We start from the raw sequence: 16,386 nt of genomic DNA on the forward strand, positions 1-16,386 counted from the left end.
ACGGGGGATGTTGTGAAGTTCGATATGGGGGCGTCGGTCCTGTCGAGGTTGTTGTCGGATTCGCAGGGTGCGAGTACGGATCTGGGGACGTTGATCCAGCAGTTGATCGCGGCGGCGGAGCCGTTGGAGGGGAAGTTCAACGGGGCGGGGAAGGTCGCGTTCGATGACTTCAAGTCGCGTTCGGACGAGATCACGAAGGCGTTGAACGCGTCGTTGTCGGGGATTCTGGGTGGTCAGGCGGGGATGGACGCGGCGTTCGGTTCGGGTGATCAGGAGCAGGGTGAGAACGCGAAGTCGCAGATGGCGTCGGCGAATTTCGACGCGGCGCGTTTCGGCGGCCGCTGACACCGAGCGTGGCGACCGGTTCATACAGGTTTTGTTCAACGGGGAGTTGAGGGTTGATGGCAGGCAGTACGGATCGGCGTTCGTACGACACGGGGGCGTCGACGGAGGTGCAGGCGGCGTTGCAGGTGGTGATCAGCCGTTTGGAGCAGGTGATCACGGCGCGGGATGCGCAGGTGAAGGTGGCGATGAATGATTTCGCGGCTGATGGGGTGGCGGAGGAGTACCACGGCAAGGAGTTGCGGTGGTATGCGACGTCGCAGGAGGTGCGGAACATTATCCGGCTGCTGCGGTCGACGTTGGAGAAGAACGACGGGACGGCCGCGCAGACGCTGGCGCGGGCGAAGGCCGCGGTCGACAGCATCGGCTGACCGGTCTCTGCCGGGTTTCGTGTTGTCGCCCGTCGTGCGGGTGGGCGGCTCGGCTTTGTTGTGCGTACGGGGGATGTGGGATGAGCGGGTGGGATATCAAGCCGCAGGGTGTGCAGGGCCAGTTGAGGGTCGTCGGGGTGCATGCCGGTGAGCTGGAGAAGGCACTCAGCGCGTTGATGAAGGACCTGGGGGAGGCCGCGCGGTCGGCGGGGACCGCGGTTGCGGGGACGGCGGCGAGTACGCGGTTGCACGGTCCGGTGGCGCCGGGGCAGGCGCCGTTGTCGCGGGCGGCGTCGGGGCCGGTGGCGGCGGCGCTGGGTGAGTACGTGACGGGCCGGCAGGCGCAGCTGAAGTCGATGTCGGAGCGGATCCAGGCGGCGGTGCTGGGTGCGGCGACGGCGACGAACGAGTACGTGGAGGGGGACCTCGACACGGCGAAGCAGGCGCAGGACGCGGCGAAGTCGGTGCGTCTGGACCTGCTGAAGGACCTGCGGGGTGCGAAGTGAGTGATGACCAGCCGGTGGTCCTGGAGGGCATACCGGTCTTCACGGGTGACCTCGCCCTGCTGGACGCCACAGTCAGGGAGCTGACCCGGGACGGGGCGAGGGTCGCCACGGCCGCGGGCGACATCCACAGCAGCTTCGGCGGTCTGCAGGCCTTCTACCAGGCCCCCGAGGCCGATCAGTTGTTCGCGACGACGAAACCCGTGGCCGACCGGGGGGCGGCGCTGAAGGCCGACCTGGCCACGATCACGGGTGCGCTTGGCACGTACTCGGACGAGGCGTACCCGCTGGTGGAGAAGCTGAGGCAGCTCAAGCGGGACGCGGGTGCGTTCCTCGTCAAGGTCAACGCGGACGACAAGTGGCGCGAGGACGGCGACCTGGTCGAGGAGAACAATCACCGGCGCGACGAGATCCGGGAGACCTGGGCGGCGTTCCAGGCGGTGGAACGCGCCTGCTACAACAAGATCATCGCCCTGGTGCCCGGGGGCAAGCCGCTCACGGCGAATGACGGCTCGGGCGGCAAGCACCTGTACGGGTACGACGCCGAGGCCCTGAAGCAGGCCAAGGGGCTGCCCTGGGGCGATCCGGTCAAGGAGTCGACCCGCTGGTACCAGTTCTACGAACACGTCTGGGACTTCGGCAAGGGTTTCGTCGTCGACGGGGTGTGGGGCACGGTCAAGGGCCTGGGCACCCTGTTCGGCACCGAAGGCTGGGACACCGCCAAGCAGGCCTGGACGGGCCTGGGCAACCTCACCACGGGTGTGATCCTCACGATCGCCGCACCGCACGCACTGTGGCTCACCCCGAAGGACCAACTGCCGGGCTTCGCCCGGGACGCGCGCCAGGCGATGAAGGAGACCGGCAAGGCACTGATCGCCTACGACCAGTGGGGCGAGAACCCGGCGCGCGCCGGGGGTGCGGTCACGTTCAACGTCCTGACAACGGTCTTCACCGGCGGCACCGGGGGCGGCGCCTCGGGCGCCGGCAAGGCGGCGCTCGCGGGCAAGGCCCTCTCCTTCGCGAACAAGGCGAGCCGCGTCGTCGACCCGACGACATACCTCTTCAAGGGCGCCGGCGCGGGCCTCACCAAAATCACCGATGTCATGGCCGGCCTGAAGGGCACGGGCACCGTCGAGATCCCGCCACTGCCCGCGGGGACGATCGCCCTGCCGGACGGCGCGTACAAGGCGGCCGACGGCACTCTGACGCTCCCCGAGGGGGCGGCTGTCCCGGAGGCCGCGTTCGAGATCCCGAAGGGCTCGGTCAAGCTTCCGGCCGGCGCGGAGATCCCCGCCGGAGCGGTCGACCTCGGCGACGGCATCGTCCACCTCCCCGAAGGCATGGCCCCGCCCGCCGGCTCCCTGCCCATACGGGAGGGCACCCTCAAACTCCCCGAGGGCACCACCGCGCTACCCGAGGGCACCTTCAGGGACGTCGACGCCCAGGGCAACGTCGTTCACCTCGACCGCCAGGGCAACATCCTCGGCGAGGACGGCACCCTCAAACAGCACCACACCGACGCCCGGCGCGAGAACCCGCCCACGTCCGCTCCCGCCAGGACGGACGCGGACAGCCCCCTGCCCCGCACACCGGCAGAACAGCCGGCCCTGGCCGGCGCGGGCGCACGCAGCGGCAGCGACACGATCCGACTGGGCTCGGACCCGGGCGACACGGGACGGGCCGGCGACGACCTCGGCGGACAACAGCACGCCAGGCGGCGGCTCACGGGGCGGCCAGGACGGGCACATCCCGGCGAACAGCCTGGACGGGGGCAACCCGACGGGCATAGGCGGCCGAGACGTCCAAGGGAGTTCCGCTGCTGGCAGCGGCGTCGGCAGCGGCGGCACCGACAGCGGAGTGCCCGGCCCCCGCAACCCCGGCGGTGCCGATCTTGGTAGTGCGAGTGGCGCGGCGCGCGGTTCCGATGACACCCCCGCGTCGGCAGGCTCGACGCGCCAGCCCGTTCCGCGGCCGAGTTTCATGCGCGACGGCCTCAACCCGTACGGTCGGCCAGGTTCACTCACCCTGGACCAGATCGAGGACATTCAGGTCTATCGTGCGAACGAAGAACCTGGGTACCGCGAGCAGTACTACCGGAAGGACGGGACTCGTCGTCGGGTCGAGGTTCACGACGAGAGTGGATTCGCTCCCCCGCAGCTAGTCCAGCCCACGCCTGGCGGGCCCTGGGTCAGAGCCAAGGATGTTCCTCCGCCTCCGAGCCCGCACTTCCTCGACGGGGACTACATAGCGGTGGGAGCAGACACCGTCACGAGCCGTGCCAGGCTGAAGCTTCTTGACGCGGCCGCAGAAAAACGTTACTTCGGCATCCAGTGGGACAATCTCGTAGCCAAATGGAAGGGCGACTCAGCGACCCTCCACGAAAGGTTGGGGACCTCCGAAACAGCAGCCGATTGGGCCGAAGCTCGGGGCACCTACAAGGAATCCCATACCCAGATGGGAAAAATGGCGGAGGACTTCGGGGAAAAGGCTGCGGAGCACCACTTCGTTGCAGAACGGTACCCTGATTTCGAAAATCAACCGCTCCTCGGTCCGAAGAATGGCAATGACCGGTTCGATCAGGTATGGATACATGAGGACGGCCGCGTTGCGGTCATTGAAGCCAAGAGCAGCACGGGGACAGAACTGGGCAGTCGTAGACTTCCGGACGGTCGACGAGCATCCCAGGGAAGCCAGGAATACTTCCTGGACATCATCGAAGCCATGAAGAAGCGAGGTGAGTTCGACACGGTAGAAGCCCTGGAAAGAGCGCTCGAAGACAACCGGCTGGACTATGTAGTTGTCAAGGGCGAGAAGAATAAGGGCACGTATACTGGCTACCGGTATCGCCGCTTCGACATCAGCAAGGGGACCCTTCCGTGACTCTAGAAATTTCCCGCCATGCTCTGCCCACAGGGCCCGAGGCCGAGGAGTTCACGGAACGCGTCGGAGCACATCTGGCCAAGGGGATCGGACGTCTCGAACATTCCTCTGAAGCCATCCGCTCAACATTCGGCACGGCGCTTATGACGTTGCGCTCCAGGTGCATCGTCGATCCGCGCTCAGCAACGGTGGAAACATGGGAGTCCGCCGTCACCGCAATGCAGGTGGGGTCGGCCCTCTTCGCTGTAACCACCACAAACGAGGAGCGGGTGGAGTGTCGCATCGACAGGGAGCTCCGTTCCATCCCTGCAACCGGCCCTCGTTCGTTCGCTGATGCGGGCACCTGGCTGTCCGCGTTCTGGCTGGCTGTCATCTGCCGTGACCAGGACCGTATGACCCAGCTCAGCGAGATCCCCTTGGACCGGCTCCGTTCACCCGAGGGGTCCTACGACGAGTACATCTACCACTGGGTCGACACTCTCCAGGGCTGGTGGCTCCGCCGGCCCGACCTCGCGGACAAGCTCATCGCCACCATCCAGGCATCCGACCCGGCTGTCGCCCGCATCGCACCACAAGACCTGCTCCAGGCCGTGCTCTATCCCCCGATCAACCTCTTCTACCACTACGTGCGCAATGACAGGGACGGCTTCGCCCCCGCTCTCGCCGACGCCCTCAAACTCCACAGGACCTACTGGACCCTCACCGAAGACCGCGCCGCAGACATCGACGGCAGCATCGCCCTCGGCCCCCTCGCCATCGCCTGCCTCGCCTACGACGCCGAGTTCCCCCTCGACATCGAATCCGATTACCTCCCCAAGCACCTTCTCCAGCGCACTTGGATCGGCGAATTTCCCACCTGATCATCTCCGCAATGGTGCCGAGAGAGCGCCGACGCAAGTGCGGGGCCACTCGACCGGCAACCACGGGAGTCCGATGCTCTACGGCACGCCGCGGTTTTCCGAATACCTTTCTTACTCGAACCATGCGGGCAGTGGTGCCCCCAAGGTCGCCCATATGGTTCTCCAGCGGAAAACACGTCCGAGGAGATTGATCTGAAGTGATTGACGAGCGAGGCGGGCAGGCGGCATCCGAGGTGCTGGAGCGTCTCTGCGCAGTGGAATGGGTTGGCGAGTGGAGCGACATTTTCGGGAAAGCGATGTCGCGGCGACTGTTGATGCGAGAGTACCTGAGGCGAGCCGCCTTGTGGGCCCAGGAATACTCCGCCGAGAGCGCCTGGCCGTTCTTCGACATCACAGAGTATCTGGACTCCGGATGTGAACTTTCACCCAGCGTGACACGAAGGCTGGAAGAGTTTCTTCGCGACCGACCGAGTGAGGTCAAAACCACCTGCCGTGGCGCCGTTCGTCTCGCAGAAATTCGTGCGCATAATCCTGCAGCGGAGGCTCATGACCTCCCGGGCCTCTATGAGCCACTGATTCGCTTTTATGAGCGAGGTGGCGAGTTCATCAGAGACAATTCCGGAGCCCTGGATCTGACAGGTGTCTCGTTTCGTCATGGAAGCTTGCAGGGTTACGCCTACAACACGCCCGTCGTCGCGCTCCACGATGCCGTGCTCGATGCCTTGGACGCCGAAGGCCGGGTCACATTTTATACCTCCGAAAAGGATCGAACGGCAGTCTTCAGGCGCCTCCTTCCGCAGGGTGGTGGGCAGCGCGATGAGGTATTCAGCGCGACGCTGGGGTGGCAGACCACGACCCAACTGTCCACCTCTGAGGACGGTATCGAATGCATACAAATTTACGACCAGGATGCCGCCCGGCTCATCGAGCATGCCGTACTCGGCGGCACACCTCGAGGATCTGTTCAAGCAGTACATCCGCGGCGGTGAACGCTCCCATGGTCCGGGGCGCCCGAACGTATCCTACGGCCGGAGGCGCGCACCGTCTGCAGACTATCTTCCGTAAGGAAATGTTCCCGTGGAAGCGCATTTCAGGAATTTCTTCAGAGTGTATCTCGATCTTGAACGAGGCTACGAGAACACAGGAAATCTGAGGCTCACATTGCTGAGTTTTAGTGATTCCTACGTGAAATTGATCCGCGAAGGGTTCGAGCGTATCATATCGGACGATTCCTTTGGGCCGGCCGAGTACGAAGGGCTTACCGATATCGAGTTCCCCGACAGGGAAACTCTCCACGCCTATCTTCGAGACATGTTCGACTACCTATTCAATGGTGCGCCCGAGCAGCCGATGCCGCCGGGTTACTAGTGCCCCAGCTGACACCCCTGGTCGCGATCGATACCGCGGGCCTCACTATCCTTTACCGGTATGGGCATATGCATCGACGTACTGATCGTCGACTGGGACCACCTCATGTCCGTGCCGGGCGATGATCAGCGGTACGGGATACTGCACGGCGCCGCCATCTCGGTGAACGACGAGGACGCCTGGCCGGACCGTTCGCCCTCCGTCGGGCCTCAGTGGCTCTGGCCCTCTCCCCCGGACGCCGACTGGTTCGGAAAGTTCGACTTCGGGGCTGTCGGCTCCTCGTACAAGGATCACTTCTGGGCGGGCGAACGGTGGGAGGATATCCGGGCGTTCGTCGCGCCTGCGGTGCGGTCGGCCGTGGACCGGTTCATCGATCCGCTCTTCTGGGGCGGGCTGGAGTACATGGCCGATCGGGACGCCGAGGGAGCCGCGGCACACGTGTCGGTGGTCTTGCCTGATGCACCGTCGGATCACCTCCTGTGGTGTCCGCCGGAAGCTGTCTCTTTGCTGAGACTTCTCTGGGATTCCGTCGACGCCGAACTCGCAGCGCTCCGAGTTCCGTTCGAGCGGTACGCCGGCTTCGGCTTGGGGAGGGTGAAGGACTTCGACGCGTTCGCCGGGCTGCTCCGCGGGTGGGGTGATGTCATCGGCCAAGCCCAGCAGCGCGGCTGGGGCGTTGTCGGGATTCGTTGTTGAGCGACGTTCAGGCTCAATCCCGCTTCGCGTTGCCCTCCAGCTTGCGGCGTTCCCGCTTGTTGGGGTGGCGGATGACCACTCCGGCCATCCCGCCGGACCCGGTGAGCCGGATCAACGGGGTGCCCGGGAGGCGGTCGGGCGTGGTCTTGTCTTTCAGGCCGCCGACGCCGGGGTCCATGCCGGTGGTGTCCGTGGCCCAGCCGTCGGGGATGACGATCGTGACGCCCGAGGTCTCCCCGTACGCCTCCACCACGACCTCCGTGAGGCGGCACTCGACCCGGGTGAAGTCGATGCTCACCCCTCCCAGGCCTGCGTGCGCGATCACGTGCCCGGGAACCTCCCAGCGGCCGGGGCCCCGGGATGCTCCGTACATGCCGCCCTTGAGCACCAGCGGCGGCAGGTTCTCCGCTGCGGCTGCCGCTGCCGATGACGGCGACTTCGGCAAGTCGGCCGTCAGGACAGCCAGTTCGGCGTACGTCTTCGATGTCAGCGCCTGTTCCAGGCGGGAATCCAGCTCATCGAGGTCGATGCGCCCCTCGGCCGCCGCATCGCGCAGCTGCTCCACCACTGCTTCCCGGTCGTCGTGAGAAGCGCGGAGCTGTCCTGCTGGGACAGAGCGTGGAGTGGGCTCCGGAGGCTGAGCAGTCATGATCCCAAGAATAGGCAGTCGGCGGACCGGGCCAACAGGGGCCGCGCATCTTGAGCGCCGTCACCCTGGCTTCGCTCCTCATGCGGGCGTGATCCTCACGTCCGTCTCCTGTAGTGCCGCCGAGGGGTTGACTGATCAACTCGCATCGAAACCCAGACGATTCGGCACATCACCCATGGTGCAGAGCGCCGTGACTTGCTTCTCCAAACAGCTCAGGGCATCCGTGAGGGAGAGTTGATCGATCCGCTCACGGTAGAGGGTGTGGACAACGGCGCCGAACTCTCCCCATGGCCGTTCAAGGTCGACATCGACCATAGCTTCAACGATGCACCCGGTCGACGTGATGGTCACACCTGCCGAGAACCACAGCTCACTGACATCCGCATCATCCTCCGCGAAGAAGCCGAAGCGATGGCAGGCCCTCAGCTCAGGTCCCTCAGCGTGGTTTTCGATCTCGATGGCAGGCACCAGCCCGGACTCATTCCCGAAGTCGTAGGCGATGTGGAGCTGGGTGGTGAAATCGTCCAGCTCCTTGTGCGGCCGATGCATCGTGGTCAGCAAGAGAGCCATGCTTGCGGCCTCGTCCGGGCTGGTGACGTTCAACATCAGTGGATCATCAGCCATGCGCAACGCCTTGGAAGGGTTCGGCAGCCCGGAGAAGCTCCTTCGGGAGGTAGGCGGAATCGACCCGGATCGCCCAGCCGCGTCGGCGGGCGTGGCAGGCCAGGGCGAGAATGTCGAGGTTGATCGAGGCGTCCGAATCGTTGGCGCGGTCGGCGACCTCGTAGTGGTCGCGGTGGGCTTCGAGTGCGTCGGCGAGGGCCAGGTTGAAGCTCTCCTCATCGCCCTCCACCAGTTGTGACAGCAGCACGGCCGGCGGCATGGCGAAGCCCCAGTCCTTGGCCCTCTCCGCCTGCTCCAAGGCCTTTTGCGCGGCCGCTTCGGGATCGGTGCCCTTCAGATAGGCGTGGAGAGCTTCGCGGTACGCGCTGAAGGCGGAGCCGTCCGGGCCGACGGATTGGGGGCCGGCGAGGACGAGCGGGGCGAGGTCCTCTCGTACGCCGGTGATCAGCGCGAAGGCGACAGCCCGCTGCCAGGCGCCGGCGTCGATCCGGTCGCCCCGGTCGGCCGGGGTGGACGCAGCTTGGAGGCGTTCCCGGTAGATGGCCGTGACCCGGGCGTCCAGGGTCCGCTCGTAGGCAGGCCGGTCCACCACCAGCGGGCCCGCAGCCAGCGCGGCGACCGCGTCCGGCCGCCGGTTCCGGCCGAACCCTTCGGCCCGGGGGCCCCGCGCCTCGAAGCCGGTGACCAGCGCATGCGGCAGGTACTCGGTGTGGACGGCGGGCTCCCAGCCCAGCGTCCTGCGGGCGAACGCGGCGAGGGCGATCGGCACGAGCGGCAGAAGCGTCCTGGCGGGAGCCCCCGGTCCGTGCGCGGCGGCGTGGCCGGCCAACAGACCGGCGAGTTCGGCGTCGAACGCATCGCGGTCCTCGGAGGCCAGGGCGCGCAGCGCACGCAGGGCACCGCTGTCCGGGCGGTCCAGGAGGGGCTCGCCACTGTCACGGGCACGGACACGGTCCAGGGCCGCGTCGACGGCGGCGAGCTTGGCCTGCGCACTCGGCGGGTAGTCCTCATCGTCGCCGGTGTCGTCCAGCACCACGACCATCAGTGCGGTGGCGAGCTCTCCGGTGGGCGTGCCCTGCACCCGCGCGACGAACCTCTCCCGGGCGAAGTGAAAGGCCTCGCCGTGAAACGAGGCCTTGTCCCTGAGAACCGCCAGGCAGAGCGCGTCGATCCATTCCCCGGGCGTGACGCTCTCCTCGGGGGCGTCCTCTCCCGGGTCGTAGCTCATGCCGAAGTTCACGTACTCCAGGAAGATCTGGAAACTGCAGTGCGGGTGGTACGCCGCATAGGCGACGGCGCCGGCCGCGGCCTCGGAAGCGTCCTTCAGCACGGCCCGGGCCTCCGCCGTACCGAGGTCGGGGGTCTCGGCCGAGAGCGCCCCGAGATAGTCGAGGAACTCCTCGGCGATGAACTGCCACTCGTAGGTAGCCATCCGCCCTGCCCTCGACGCGGACCGCACCTGGCCCCCGATGCGGTTGCTGAAGTCTTCACGTGCCGCCGACACGACGGCCCCGCCCACCTGGTGACGCTCTATACGCACTACCGAACTCCTTGATCGCCTCTCCGTATCAGCCTAGGGGCGGGGTACGACAGTCCAGCCGTGGCGGGCGCCGGTGGCTCGTGAACGGCCCCCTCAGCCCAGCCAGTTGCCGAAGCGGACCGCCGACGGCGTCACGTCCAGGCTCGCCTCGCCGAAGGAGACGCTGCCCTTGGTGACCGGGCCCGTGCGGCTGCCTTTGAAGAGCCAGACGCCGCCCTGGTTCGTGTTCTCGCCGGGGGCCGCCACCGCCAGCGTGGCCGGTACACCCTTGGCTCCGGCCACCACGTGGACCTCGCCGCCGAAGCCGTCGCCTTGCTCGTCGACGCCCGGAACGTCCGCCGTGGACTGGCCGATCACCTTCGTGTCGGCGCCCGTGATGCCCGTGGCGCGGCCCTTGAAGATCAGGACCCCGCCGGCGTCCTTCGCCGTGCCCACGTCCTCGCCCGGCAGGCCCACGACGACCTCGCCGTAGCCGTCGCCGTCCAGGTCCCCCACCGCGGCGCTCGCGCCCATGGCGTCGCCCTGCTCGTCGGCGCCCGGCACCCCGGCGGTGGCCTGGGTGATCCACTTCGGCTTCACGGACGTGTTCTGCCCCTTGGGGCCACCGAGGGCGACCGCCACCGCGCCGCCCTTGCTCGGGAAGTCCACGTCGCTGTCCAGGCCGGTGGGCCGCCAGGTGAAGACCAGGTCCGGGTACGCGTCGCCGTTGACCGAACCGACCGTCACCGAGGCGTGGTTGAGGTGCGTTCCCGGCGCGGTGACGATGTCGGCGCGGGTGAAGCCCTTGCCGGTCGACAGGTACAGCGACGTCCCGCCGCAGTCCGGCTCGTCGTTGCAGCCGGTGCTTACCAGCAGGTCGTCCTTGCCGTCGTTGTTGATGTCCGCGGCCTGTACGCCCTCGTAGGTCGTGACGCCATCGGCCGTCAGCACCGTGCGGGTGCTCCCGACCGAGCCGTCGCGCCGACGTTCTCGCTCAGCACGACCTTCCCGGCCCAGTCGGCGTTGTCGATCCCGGCCACGTCCGCCCGGCCGTCGCCGCCGAAGTCACCCACCGCTTCGCCCTGTCCCGGACCCTGGAACTCGACAGCCCGGGTGCCGAAACCACTCTTGCCGCCGAACAGGATGATCGGCCGGTCGTTACCGGCCGAGACCAGCAGGTCGGTGTAGCCGTCGGCGTCGATGTCGGCGGGCGCGGACCCGCCGAAGCGGGCGTTCGCGGTGGCCGAACCGGGGACTCCGGCCGTGTTCTGGTTGATCACCTGGTGCCGGGCCGGGTTGATGCCCTTCGCGTCGCCCGGATAGACCACCACGTAACCGGCCTTGTAACCGGCCTTCTTGATGCCGGACACGGTCCCGTCCGGCACCGAGGCGACCATGTCCTCGTACCCGTCCCCGTTGAAGTCGACCGGCTGCCGTACGACGGAGGCCGGCGCGGCCGCCACCGCCGTACCGGAGAGGGCCGGGGCGGCGGTCGCCGTGGCGGCGAGCGTCACGAAGATCGCCGAAGCGGTACGGAGTCGAGAAGTCTGCATGGGTCATCCCCCCGGATGCGCGCGTGCGTACTGCGGGCGGGCCTGCTGCCCGCCATCTGCCCGGAAAGACCATCCGTGCGGCGAATGGTTGTGCACCCCGGTTCCGGACGATCACCTGCGAGGTGCCTGTGCCTTTGCCTACGTGGCTGGTTTCGGCGCCATCTTCTTGCGTTGTACGCAACATTGCATGCGCCAAACGCAGGAGTCCGTACGCTCGATCGCATGGCTCACGCACACCAGCACCACCGCGATCAGCATCAGCACGGTCAGCACCACCACGCGGCGCCCTCCGCCCACGCCCACGACTCCGACGCGACCCCCAACGGCCTTCCCGAGATCCTCGATCTCGACGCAGCCCTCTTCGCGCCCCGCCTGACCGCCCTCACCGGGCGTATCGCCTGCCTGGCCGGTGACGACGTCCGGCACATCGTCGACCTCGGCTCGGGCACCGGGACCGGCACCTTCGCCCTGCTGGAGCAGTTCCCGACCGCCCGTGTGACCGCCGTCGACAGCTCGCCCGCGATGCTGGAACTGCTCGTCTCGGCGGCCCGCGAGCGAGGACTGGGCGACCGGGTGCGCACGCTGGAGGCCGACGCCGGTGCGGGGCTGCCGGGGGTGGTCGACGCCGACCTCGTCTGGGCGTCGGCGTCCCTGCACCACCTGGACGACCCCGCGACCGCCCTGGCCGGGATCCGCGCCGCGCTGCGCCCCGGAGGGCTGCTGGCCGTCGCGGAGGCGGACGGGATGCCGTCCTTCCTGCCCGCGGACGGGGAGCCGGGCGAGCTGGAGGCCCGCTGCCGCGCGGCGCTCGACGGCCTGCACGCCGAGCGGATGCCGCACCGGGGTGCCGACTGGGGCTCCCTGCTGACGGCCGCCGGATTCTCCGTCGAGCAGGAGCGAGCCGAGCCGTGGGAGCTGCGCGCCCCGTTGCCCGAGGGGGCCGGGCGGTACGCCTTCCTGGTCTTCGAGCGGATCCGCGGCTCTCTCGACGGGCGCGTCGCCGCCGACGACCTGGCCGCGCTCGACCGGCTCATCGACGGCGGGCCCGAGGACGTACGCCACCGCGACGACCTCGTCGTACGGTCCACGCGCCGGACATGGATGGCCCGCCCGGCCCAGGAAGACCTGAAGACCTGAAGGCATGAAGACCTGAAGGCATGAGGAAGCAGGCAGCATCGTCGGCCCCCTGGGGCATCGTGTGCTGCCCTGCTGTCCCTTCCGCCGGGCGTACACCGTCAAGCAGCCTGGGAGGCTAGCCATCGACGCGACGAAGGAACCTCTCTGTGCGTGCGCATGCCTCGGGATCGGGAAAAGAACCTGCCGGTAGCCCTTCACGTGGCCGGACCCGGGCCGCGGCTCCGGCCCGCCCCGCGGGCGGCACCGCCAGAGCCCTTGACTCGAAGAGCGCCCTCGCGCTGCAACGGGCCCTGGGCAACGCGGCGGTGACACGCATGCTGGAAGAGGAGCGGGGACGGGCGGAGGAATCGGCCCGGTCCGGCGGGACGGAGGCCGCGCCCGGCGTCCAGCGATCCGCCGTGCAGAACGTGCTCCGGGCCCCAGGGCGCCCCCTCGACGCCGCGCTCAAGGACGACATGGAGAGCCGGTTCGACGCCGACTTCTCCGACGTACGCCTGCACACCGGCGCGGCCGCCCGGGACTCCGCCGCCGAGATCGGTGCCCGCGCCTACACCTCCGGAAGCCACATCGTGATCGGCGACGGGGGCGACGACCAGCACACGCTCGCCCACGAGTTGACCCACGTCATCCAGCAACGCACCGGCCCTGTCTCCGGCACCGACGACGGCACCGGTCTGCGGATCAGCGACCCCTCCGACCGTTACGAGCGCGAGGCCGAGGCGAACGCGTCGCGGGTGCTGTCCCGGCCGCCGGCCCACAGTCCGGCAGAGGGTGCGGGCCATGGCCCGTCCTCCCACGACACCGGGGCCGCCACCGTTCAGCGGCGCCCCCGGGAGAAGCCCGCCGAGGAGGAGGGCGACCACACACACGTGGACCCCGACTACCCCGGGCTGCGACTGACGGTGGACCAGGCCCTGACCGACGAGTACTACGAGACGATCTTCAAGCTCGGCGGATCCGAGGAGCGGGTGATCTTCGACGGGGACGGCAGCTTCGGCTACATCAAGGTCGACGAAGGGCTCCAGACCTACTACAGCCTCGTCGAGGGCAAGATCGGAGCGCAGGAGGCCCAGGCGAACCTGAGCGGCCACTTCTCGCCGCAGCGAGACAGCAGCTACCACGTCCGGGCCAACGGCAAGCAGTTCCAGGACGCCCGGATCGACAGCCTGCAGGACTTCGAGGCCGCGGGCATCGGTCCGGGGCAGCTGGTCGAGGTCAGCGTGGCGCTGCTGGGCCGGGCGAGCGGTCGCGCGGAGACCGTGGCGGGCGGGCTCGTCGAGAGCCGGCTCGGCAACGCGACCACCGGCATGCGGAACAGCGCCGCGCTCGATCCGATCAAGATCCGTGTCACGTCGAGCGGCATCTCCATCTCGGACGGGAACCACCGGCTCGCCGCGGCTGCGCGCGAGGGCCACGCCTACGCGCCGTGCATGATCGTCTGACCCCGGTCCGGGGCCCTGAGTCCGGGCCCCGAATCCGGGGCCCCCGTCCGTGACCCCAGCCCGGTATCCCCGGTCCGGTCGACAGCGCCGCTAGCATCCGTGGAGACCCGAGAGCCTCCGGGGGAGACCCGAACGGATGAGGAGCGAGCAACACATGCGATTCGCCCTGGAAGCACTGTTCGCGGACGTGCCCGCCGAGCAGATCGCCGAGGCCCGGGACTTCTACCGGTCGCGGGTGGCAGGCCGTGGGCCCGCCGACTTCGCGGAGCTGGAGGAGGCCCGGGCGAAGAAGCCCGCGCCCCGTGCCGCCGTTCCGCCGCCCCTCGAAGAGACGGTCGAGGCCGCCGGGGTACGGATCCCGGTCCGGGTCTTCCTGCCGTCCGGCGGTCCGCCCCAGGGGGTCTACCTGGACATCCACGGCGGCGGCTTCTACATGGACTCCGCCGCGCACAGCGACGTACGCAACAGGGTTCTCGCCGACGCCCTGAACACCGTCGTCGTCAGCGTCGACTACCGGCTGGCCCCCGAACACCCCTGGCCCGCCGCGCCCGACGACTGCGCAGCGGTGGCGCTCCGGCTCGTCGAGCAGGCCGAAACCCGCTTCGGGACCTCGCGGCTCGCGATCGGCGGAAGTTCCGCCGGAGCCACCCTCGCCCTCACGACCCTCCTCCGGCTACGGGACCGGGGCGTCGTCGACCGGTTCGCCGGGGCGGCGCTCCGCTTCGGCACCTGGGACCTGAGCGCGCACACCCCGAGCGGCCGCCTCATCGCGGACGAGTACTTCCTCCAGGCGTACGTCGGCCACGTGCCGGACCGCGACCGCACCCTTCCCGACATCTCGCCCCTCTACGCCGATCTGACCGGTCTTCCTCCGGCCCTGCTGGTCGTGGGCGCCGAGGACATCCTGCTGGAGGACAACCTGACCATGGCCGGGCGGCTGTCGGCGGCCGGGAACGACGTCGAGCTGCGCATCTACCCGGCCGCACCCCACGGCTTCACCGGCCACCCCACCGCCCTGGCCGCCATCGCGGTCGACGGCGTCAACTCGTGGCTGCGCGAGCGGATCAGCGGTCACCTCTGACCCTGGCGTGCAGATGCATGTCGTGCCGGCCGTCGTCGTGCACGGCCGCATCGCGCTTGGTGCCTTCCAGCCGGTAGCCAGCCTTGGTCGCGACCCTGCACGAGGCGTCGTTACGCGTCGAGTGGTCCAACTCCAGCCGGTGGAAGCCGATGTCGTCCAGTGCCCACGCGCTGACCGCCGCGAGTGCGCGGGAGGCGACCCCCGCGCCGCGAGCGGCCGGGAGCACCCAGTACGCCGCGTTCGCGACCCCGTCGGCGAAGTCCACGCGGCGCAAGGCCATCCGGCCGAGCACCTCGCCGCTGTCGCGGGCGACGGCCCAGTGGCAGCCCCTCTCCCGCTCCCAGTCCCGGCGGTACCCGTCGAACCAGTCCTCCACCTGGGCCACGGTCGAGGGGCGGTGCGTGTGCCAGCGGTGCGTCTCCTCGTCCTCGTACGCGGACAGGAACGCCCGCGCGTCGGCCCGCTCCCACGGACGCAGCAGCACGCCCTCGGCCACGGGGAGCACGGGTTGCGGGGCGGCGGCGAGGCAGCCGGAGGGCAGGGTGGGCGGCGTCGACAACGTACGAGTCATGGCCTCATCGTCACAGCCGGGTCTGGGGGCGTCCGCCCAGCCCCCTACGCGCCCCGGCCGTACCGCACACGCGACGCCGTCTCACATGTACGACGCCGTCTCACACGTACGACACCGTCGGCAGCAGGCGCAGCCGCCGCGGCGGACGGGTCAGGTGCGCCGACAGGTCCGGCAGCGGCGCCGGCTCCCCCGCCGTGAACCAGACCACCACGTCCTCGCCGGTCCGTACGGGCAGGGCGGGGAAGGTGTTCTCCGCGTGCTCGGTACGCAGCACCTCCGCCGGCACCGCCCCGGCGGGCAGCTCCGGGCGCAGCCGCCGCTCCACGTGGTCCGCGAAGGCCCCCGGGTCGCGCGGGTGGCAGATGGTCGCGACGACCAGCCCCTTGTCGGACGACGCGGGGACGGCCGGTCCGCGCAGCAGCAGTACGTCGTCCGAGTCCACCATCGTCGCGTTGGCCGCGTCCCGGTGCGCCCGCCAGACCGGGCCGCCGTAGAAGGAGTGCAGAGCACGGGCGCGTTCCGCCATGTCGGGGAAGCTGCGCAGCCAGACGAAGCGGTCCGGGTCGTCCAGGTCCCGGAACCGGCCGCCGACGCGGATGCCCGCCTTCTCCTGCCCCGTCACGAACTCCCGCTCGAACAGCTCGATCAGGGTGTCCCGGGCGCCCGGGTGCAGCGTGTACTGCCGGAGTTCGACGACGGGGGAAGGGTTCACGGTCACAGTCGCGGTCACGGGCCTGGAGTTCATGGCCGGAGGCTAGGACCTGTCCCCTGACATCTGCTGTCAGGGGAC

Annotated in this window: 19 protein-coding genes; 12 read left to right on the forward strand and 7 right to left on the reverse strand. The window is 68.7% G+C overall.

Annotated elements, in window-relative coordinates; all coding sequences use genetic code 11:
* Positions 1 to 12: 12 nt before the first annotated feature.
* The 9 genes from A3Q37_RS26305 to A3Q37_RS26340 all read left to right on the forward strand — a co-directional run bounded on the left by A3Q37_RS26305 (position 13) and on the right by A3Q37_RS26340 (position 7,020).
* Positions 13 to 345 (forward strand): hypothetical protein, encoded by a 333-nt coding sequence (locus A3Q37_RS26305; protein ID WP_065488200.1) that lies wholly within the window; start codon positions 13 to 15, stop codon positions 343 to 345.
* Between the two features lie 56 nt (positions 346 to 401).
* Positions 402 to 713: a pore-forming ESAT-6 family protein gene (locus A3Q37_RS26310; protein WP_065488108.1), complete on the forward strand. Its 312-nt coding sequence runs from the start codon at positions 402 to 404 to the stop codon at positions 711 to 713.
* A gap of 80 nt (positions 714 to 793) precedes the next feature.
* On the forward strand, positions 794 to 1,219 hold the full coding sequence (locus A3Q37_RS26315; RefSeq protein WP_065488109.1) for a DUF6507 family protein: 426 nt from the start codon (positions 794 to 796) through the stop codon (positions 1,217 to 1,219).
* Complete coding sequence (locus A3Q37_RS26320; protein ID WP_369691472.1) at positions 1,216 to 3,114, forward strand: hypothetical protein; 1,899 nt, start codon at positions 1,216 to 1,218, stop codon at positions 3,112 to 3,114. The genes A3Q37_RS26315 and A3Q37_RS26320 overlap by 4 nt, the downstream gene beginning before the upstream one ends.
* Before the next feature lie 82 nt (positions 3,115 to 3,196).
* A complete protein-coding gene (locus A3Q37_RS38040) occupies positions 3,197 to 4,096 on the forward strand; it encodes a hypothetical protein (protein WP_255311959.1) in 900 nt (299 codons plus the stop codon).
* 143 nt (positions 4,097 to 4,239) lie between these two features.
* Complete coding sequence (locus A3Q37_RS26325; protein WP_107471593.1) at positions 4,240 to 4,956, forward strand: immunity 49 family protein; 717 nt, start codon at positions 4,240 to 4,242, stop codon at positions 4,954 to 4,956.
* 197 nt (positions 4,957 to 5,153) lie between these two features.
* On the forward strand, positions 5,154 to 5,945 hold the full coding sequence (locus tag A3Q37_RS36915) for a hypothetical protein (RefSeq protein ID WP_141693613.1): 792 nt from the start codon (positions 5,154 to 5,156) through the stop codon (positions 5,943 to 5,945).
* An 88-nt stretch (positions 5,946 to 6,033) separates the two neighbouring features.
* Complete coding sequence (locus A3Q37_RS26335) at positions 6,034 to 6,324, forward strand: hypothetical protein (protein WP_065488112.1); 291 nt, start codon at positions 6,034 to 6,036, stop codon at positions 6,322 to 6,324.
* Between the two features lie 60 nt (positions 6,325 to 6,384).
* Entirely contained in the window at positions 6,385 to 7,020 is a 636-nt protein-coding gene (locus A3Q37_RS26340) for a hypothetical protein (protein ID WP_065488113.1), read from the forward strand.
* Between the two features lie 13 nt (positions 7,021 to 7,033).
* On the opposite strand, the gene A3Q37_RS26345 is transcribed toward A3Q37_RS26340, so the two are convergent.
* From A3Q37_RS26345 to A3Q37_RS38050, 5 genes are all read right to left on the reverse strand, one after another.
* Positions 7,034 to 7,669 (reverse strand): DUF1707 domain-containing protein, encoded by a 636-nt coding sequence (locus A3Q37_RS26345; protein ID WP_065488114.1) that lies wholly within the window; start codon positions 7,667 to 7,669, stop codon positions 7,034 to 7,036.
* A 135-nt stretch (positions 7,670 to 7,804) separates the two neighbouring features.
* The gene (locus A3Q37_RS26350) at positions 7,805 to 8,293 is read right to left on the reverse strand and encodes a hypothetical protein (RefSeq protein WP_141693614.1); all 489 of its coding nucleotides are present in this window, start codon (positions 8,291 to 8,293) and stop codon (positions 7,805 to 7,807) included.
* Positions 8,286 to 9,812 carry an immunity 49 family protein gene (locus A3Q37_RS26355; protein WP_065488116.1) on the reverse strand — a complete coding sequence of 509 codons (1,527 nt, stop codon included), beginning with the start codon at positions 9,810 to 9,812 and terminating at the stop codon, positions 8,286 to 8,288. Before A3Q37_RS26355 ends, A3Q37_RS26350 begins: the two co-directional genes overlap by 8 nt.
* Before the next feature lie 114 nt (positions 9,813 to 9,926).
* The gene (locus A3Q37_RS38045) at positions 9,927 to 10,763 is read right to left on the reverse strand and encodes an FG-GAP and VCBS repeat-containing protein (protein ID WP_255311951.1); all 837 of its coding nucleotides are present in this window, start codon (positions 10,761 to 10,763) and stop codon (positions 9,927 to 9,929) included.
* The gene (locus A3Q37_RS38050; protein WP_255311952.1) at positions 10,757 to 11,365 is read right to left on the reverse strand and encodes a VCBS repeat-containing protein; all 609 of its coding nucleotides are present in this window, start codon (positions 11,363 to 11,365) and stop codon (positions 10,757 to 10,759) included. Before A3Q37_RS38050 ends, A3Q37_RS38045 begins: the two co-directional genes overlap by 7 nt.
* A gap of 222 nt (positions 11,366 to 11,587) precedes the next feature.
* Between A3Q37_RS38050 and A3Q37_RS26365 the strand changes: the two genes are divergently transcribed.
* The 3 genes from A3Q37_RS26365 (at position 11,588) to A3Q37_RS26375 (ending at position 15,025) form a co-directional block, all read left to right on the forward strand.
* A complete protein-coding gene (locus tag A3Q37_RS26365; RefSeq protein WP_065488117.1) occupies positions 11,588 to 12,502 on the forward strand; it encodes a trans-aconitate 2-methyltransferase in 915 nt (304 codons plus the stop codon).
* 314 nt (positions 12,503 to 12,816) lie between these two features.
* Positions 12,817 to 13,944 (forward strand): DUF4157 domain-containing protein, encoded by a 1,128-nt coding sequence (locus A3Q37_RS26370; RefSeq protein ID WP_107471594.1) that lies wholly within the window; start codon positions 12,817 to 12,819, stop codon positions 13,942 to 13,944.
* 154 nt (positions 13,945 to 14,098) lie between these two features.
* Positions 14,099 to 15,025, forward strand: coding sequence for an alpha/beta hydrolase fold domain-containing protein (locus tag A3Q37_RS26375; protein ID WP_065488119.1), 927 nt, complete (start codon positions 14,099 to 14,101; stop codon positions 15,023 to 15,025).
* On the opposite strand, the gene A3Q37_RS26380 is transcribed toward A3Q37_RS26375, so the two are convergent.
* Complete coding sequence (locus tag A3Q37_RS26380) at positions 15,009 to 15,596, reverse strand: GNAT family N-acetyltransferase (RefSeq protein ID WP_065488120.1); 588 nt, start codon at positions 15,594 to 15,596, stop codon at positions 15,009 to 15,011. The two genes, A3Q37_RS26375 and A3Q37_RS26380, sit on opposite strands and share 17 nt — an antisense overlap.
* Positions 15,597 to 15,696: 100 nt before the next feature.
* Complete coding sequence (locus tag A3Q37_RS26385) at positions 15,697 to 16,341, reverse strand: NIPSNAP family protein (RefSeq protein WP_065488121.1); 645 nt, start codon at positions 16,339 to 16,341, stop codon at positions 15,697 to 15,699.
* Positions 16,342 to 16,386: the final 45 nt, after the last annotated feature.

The sequence above is a fragment of the Streptomyces sp. PTY087I2 genome (assembly GCF_001687325.1).
GTDB lineage: Bacteria > Actinomycetota > Actinomycetes > Streptomycetales > Streptomycetaceae > Streptomyces.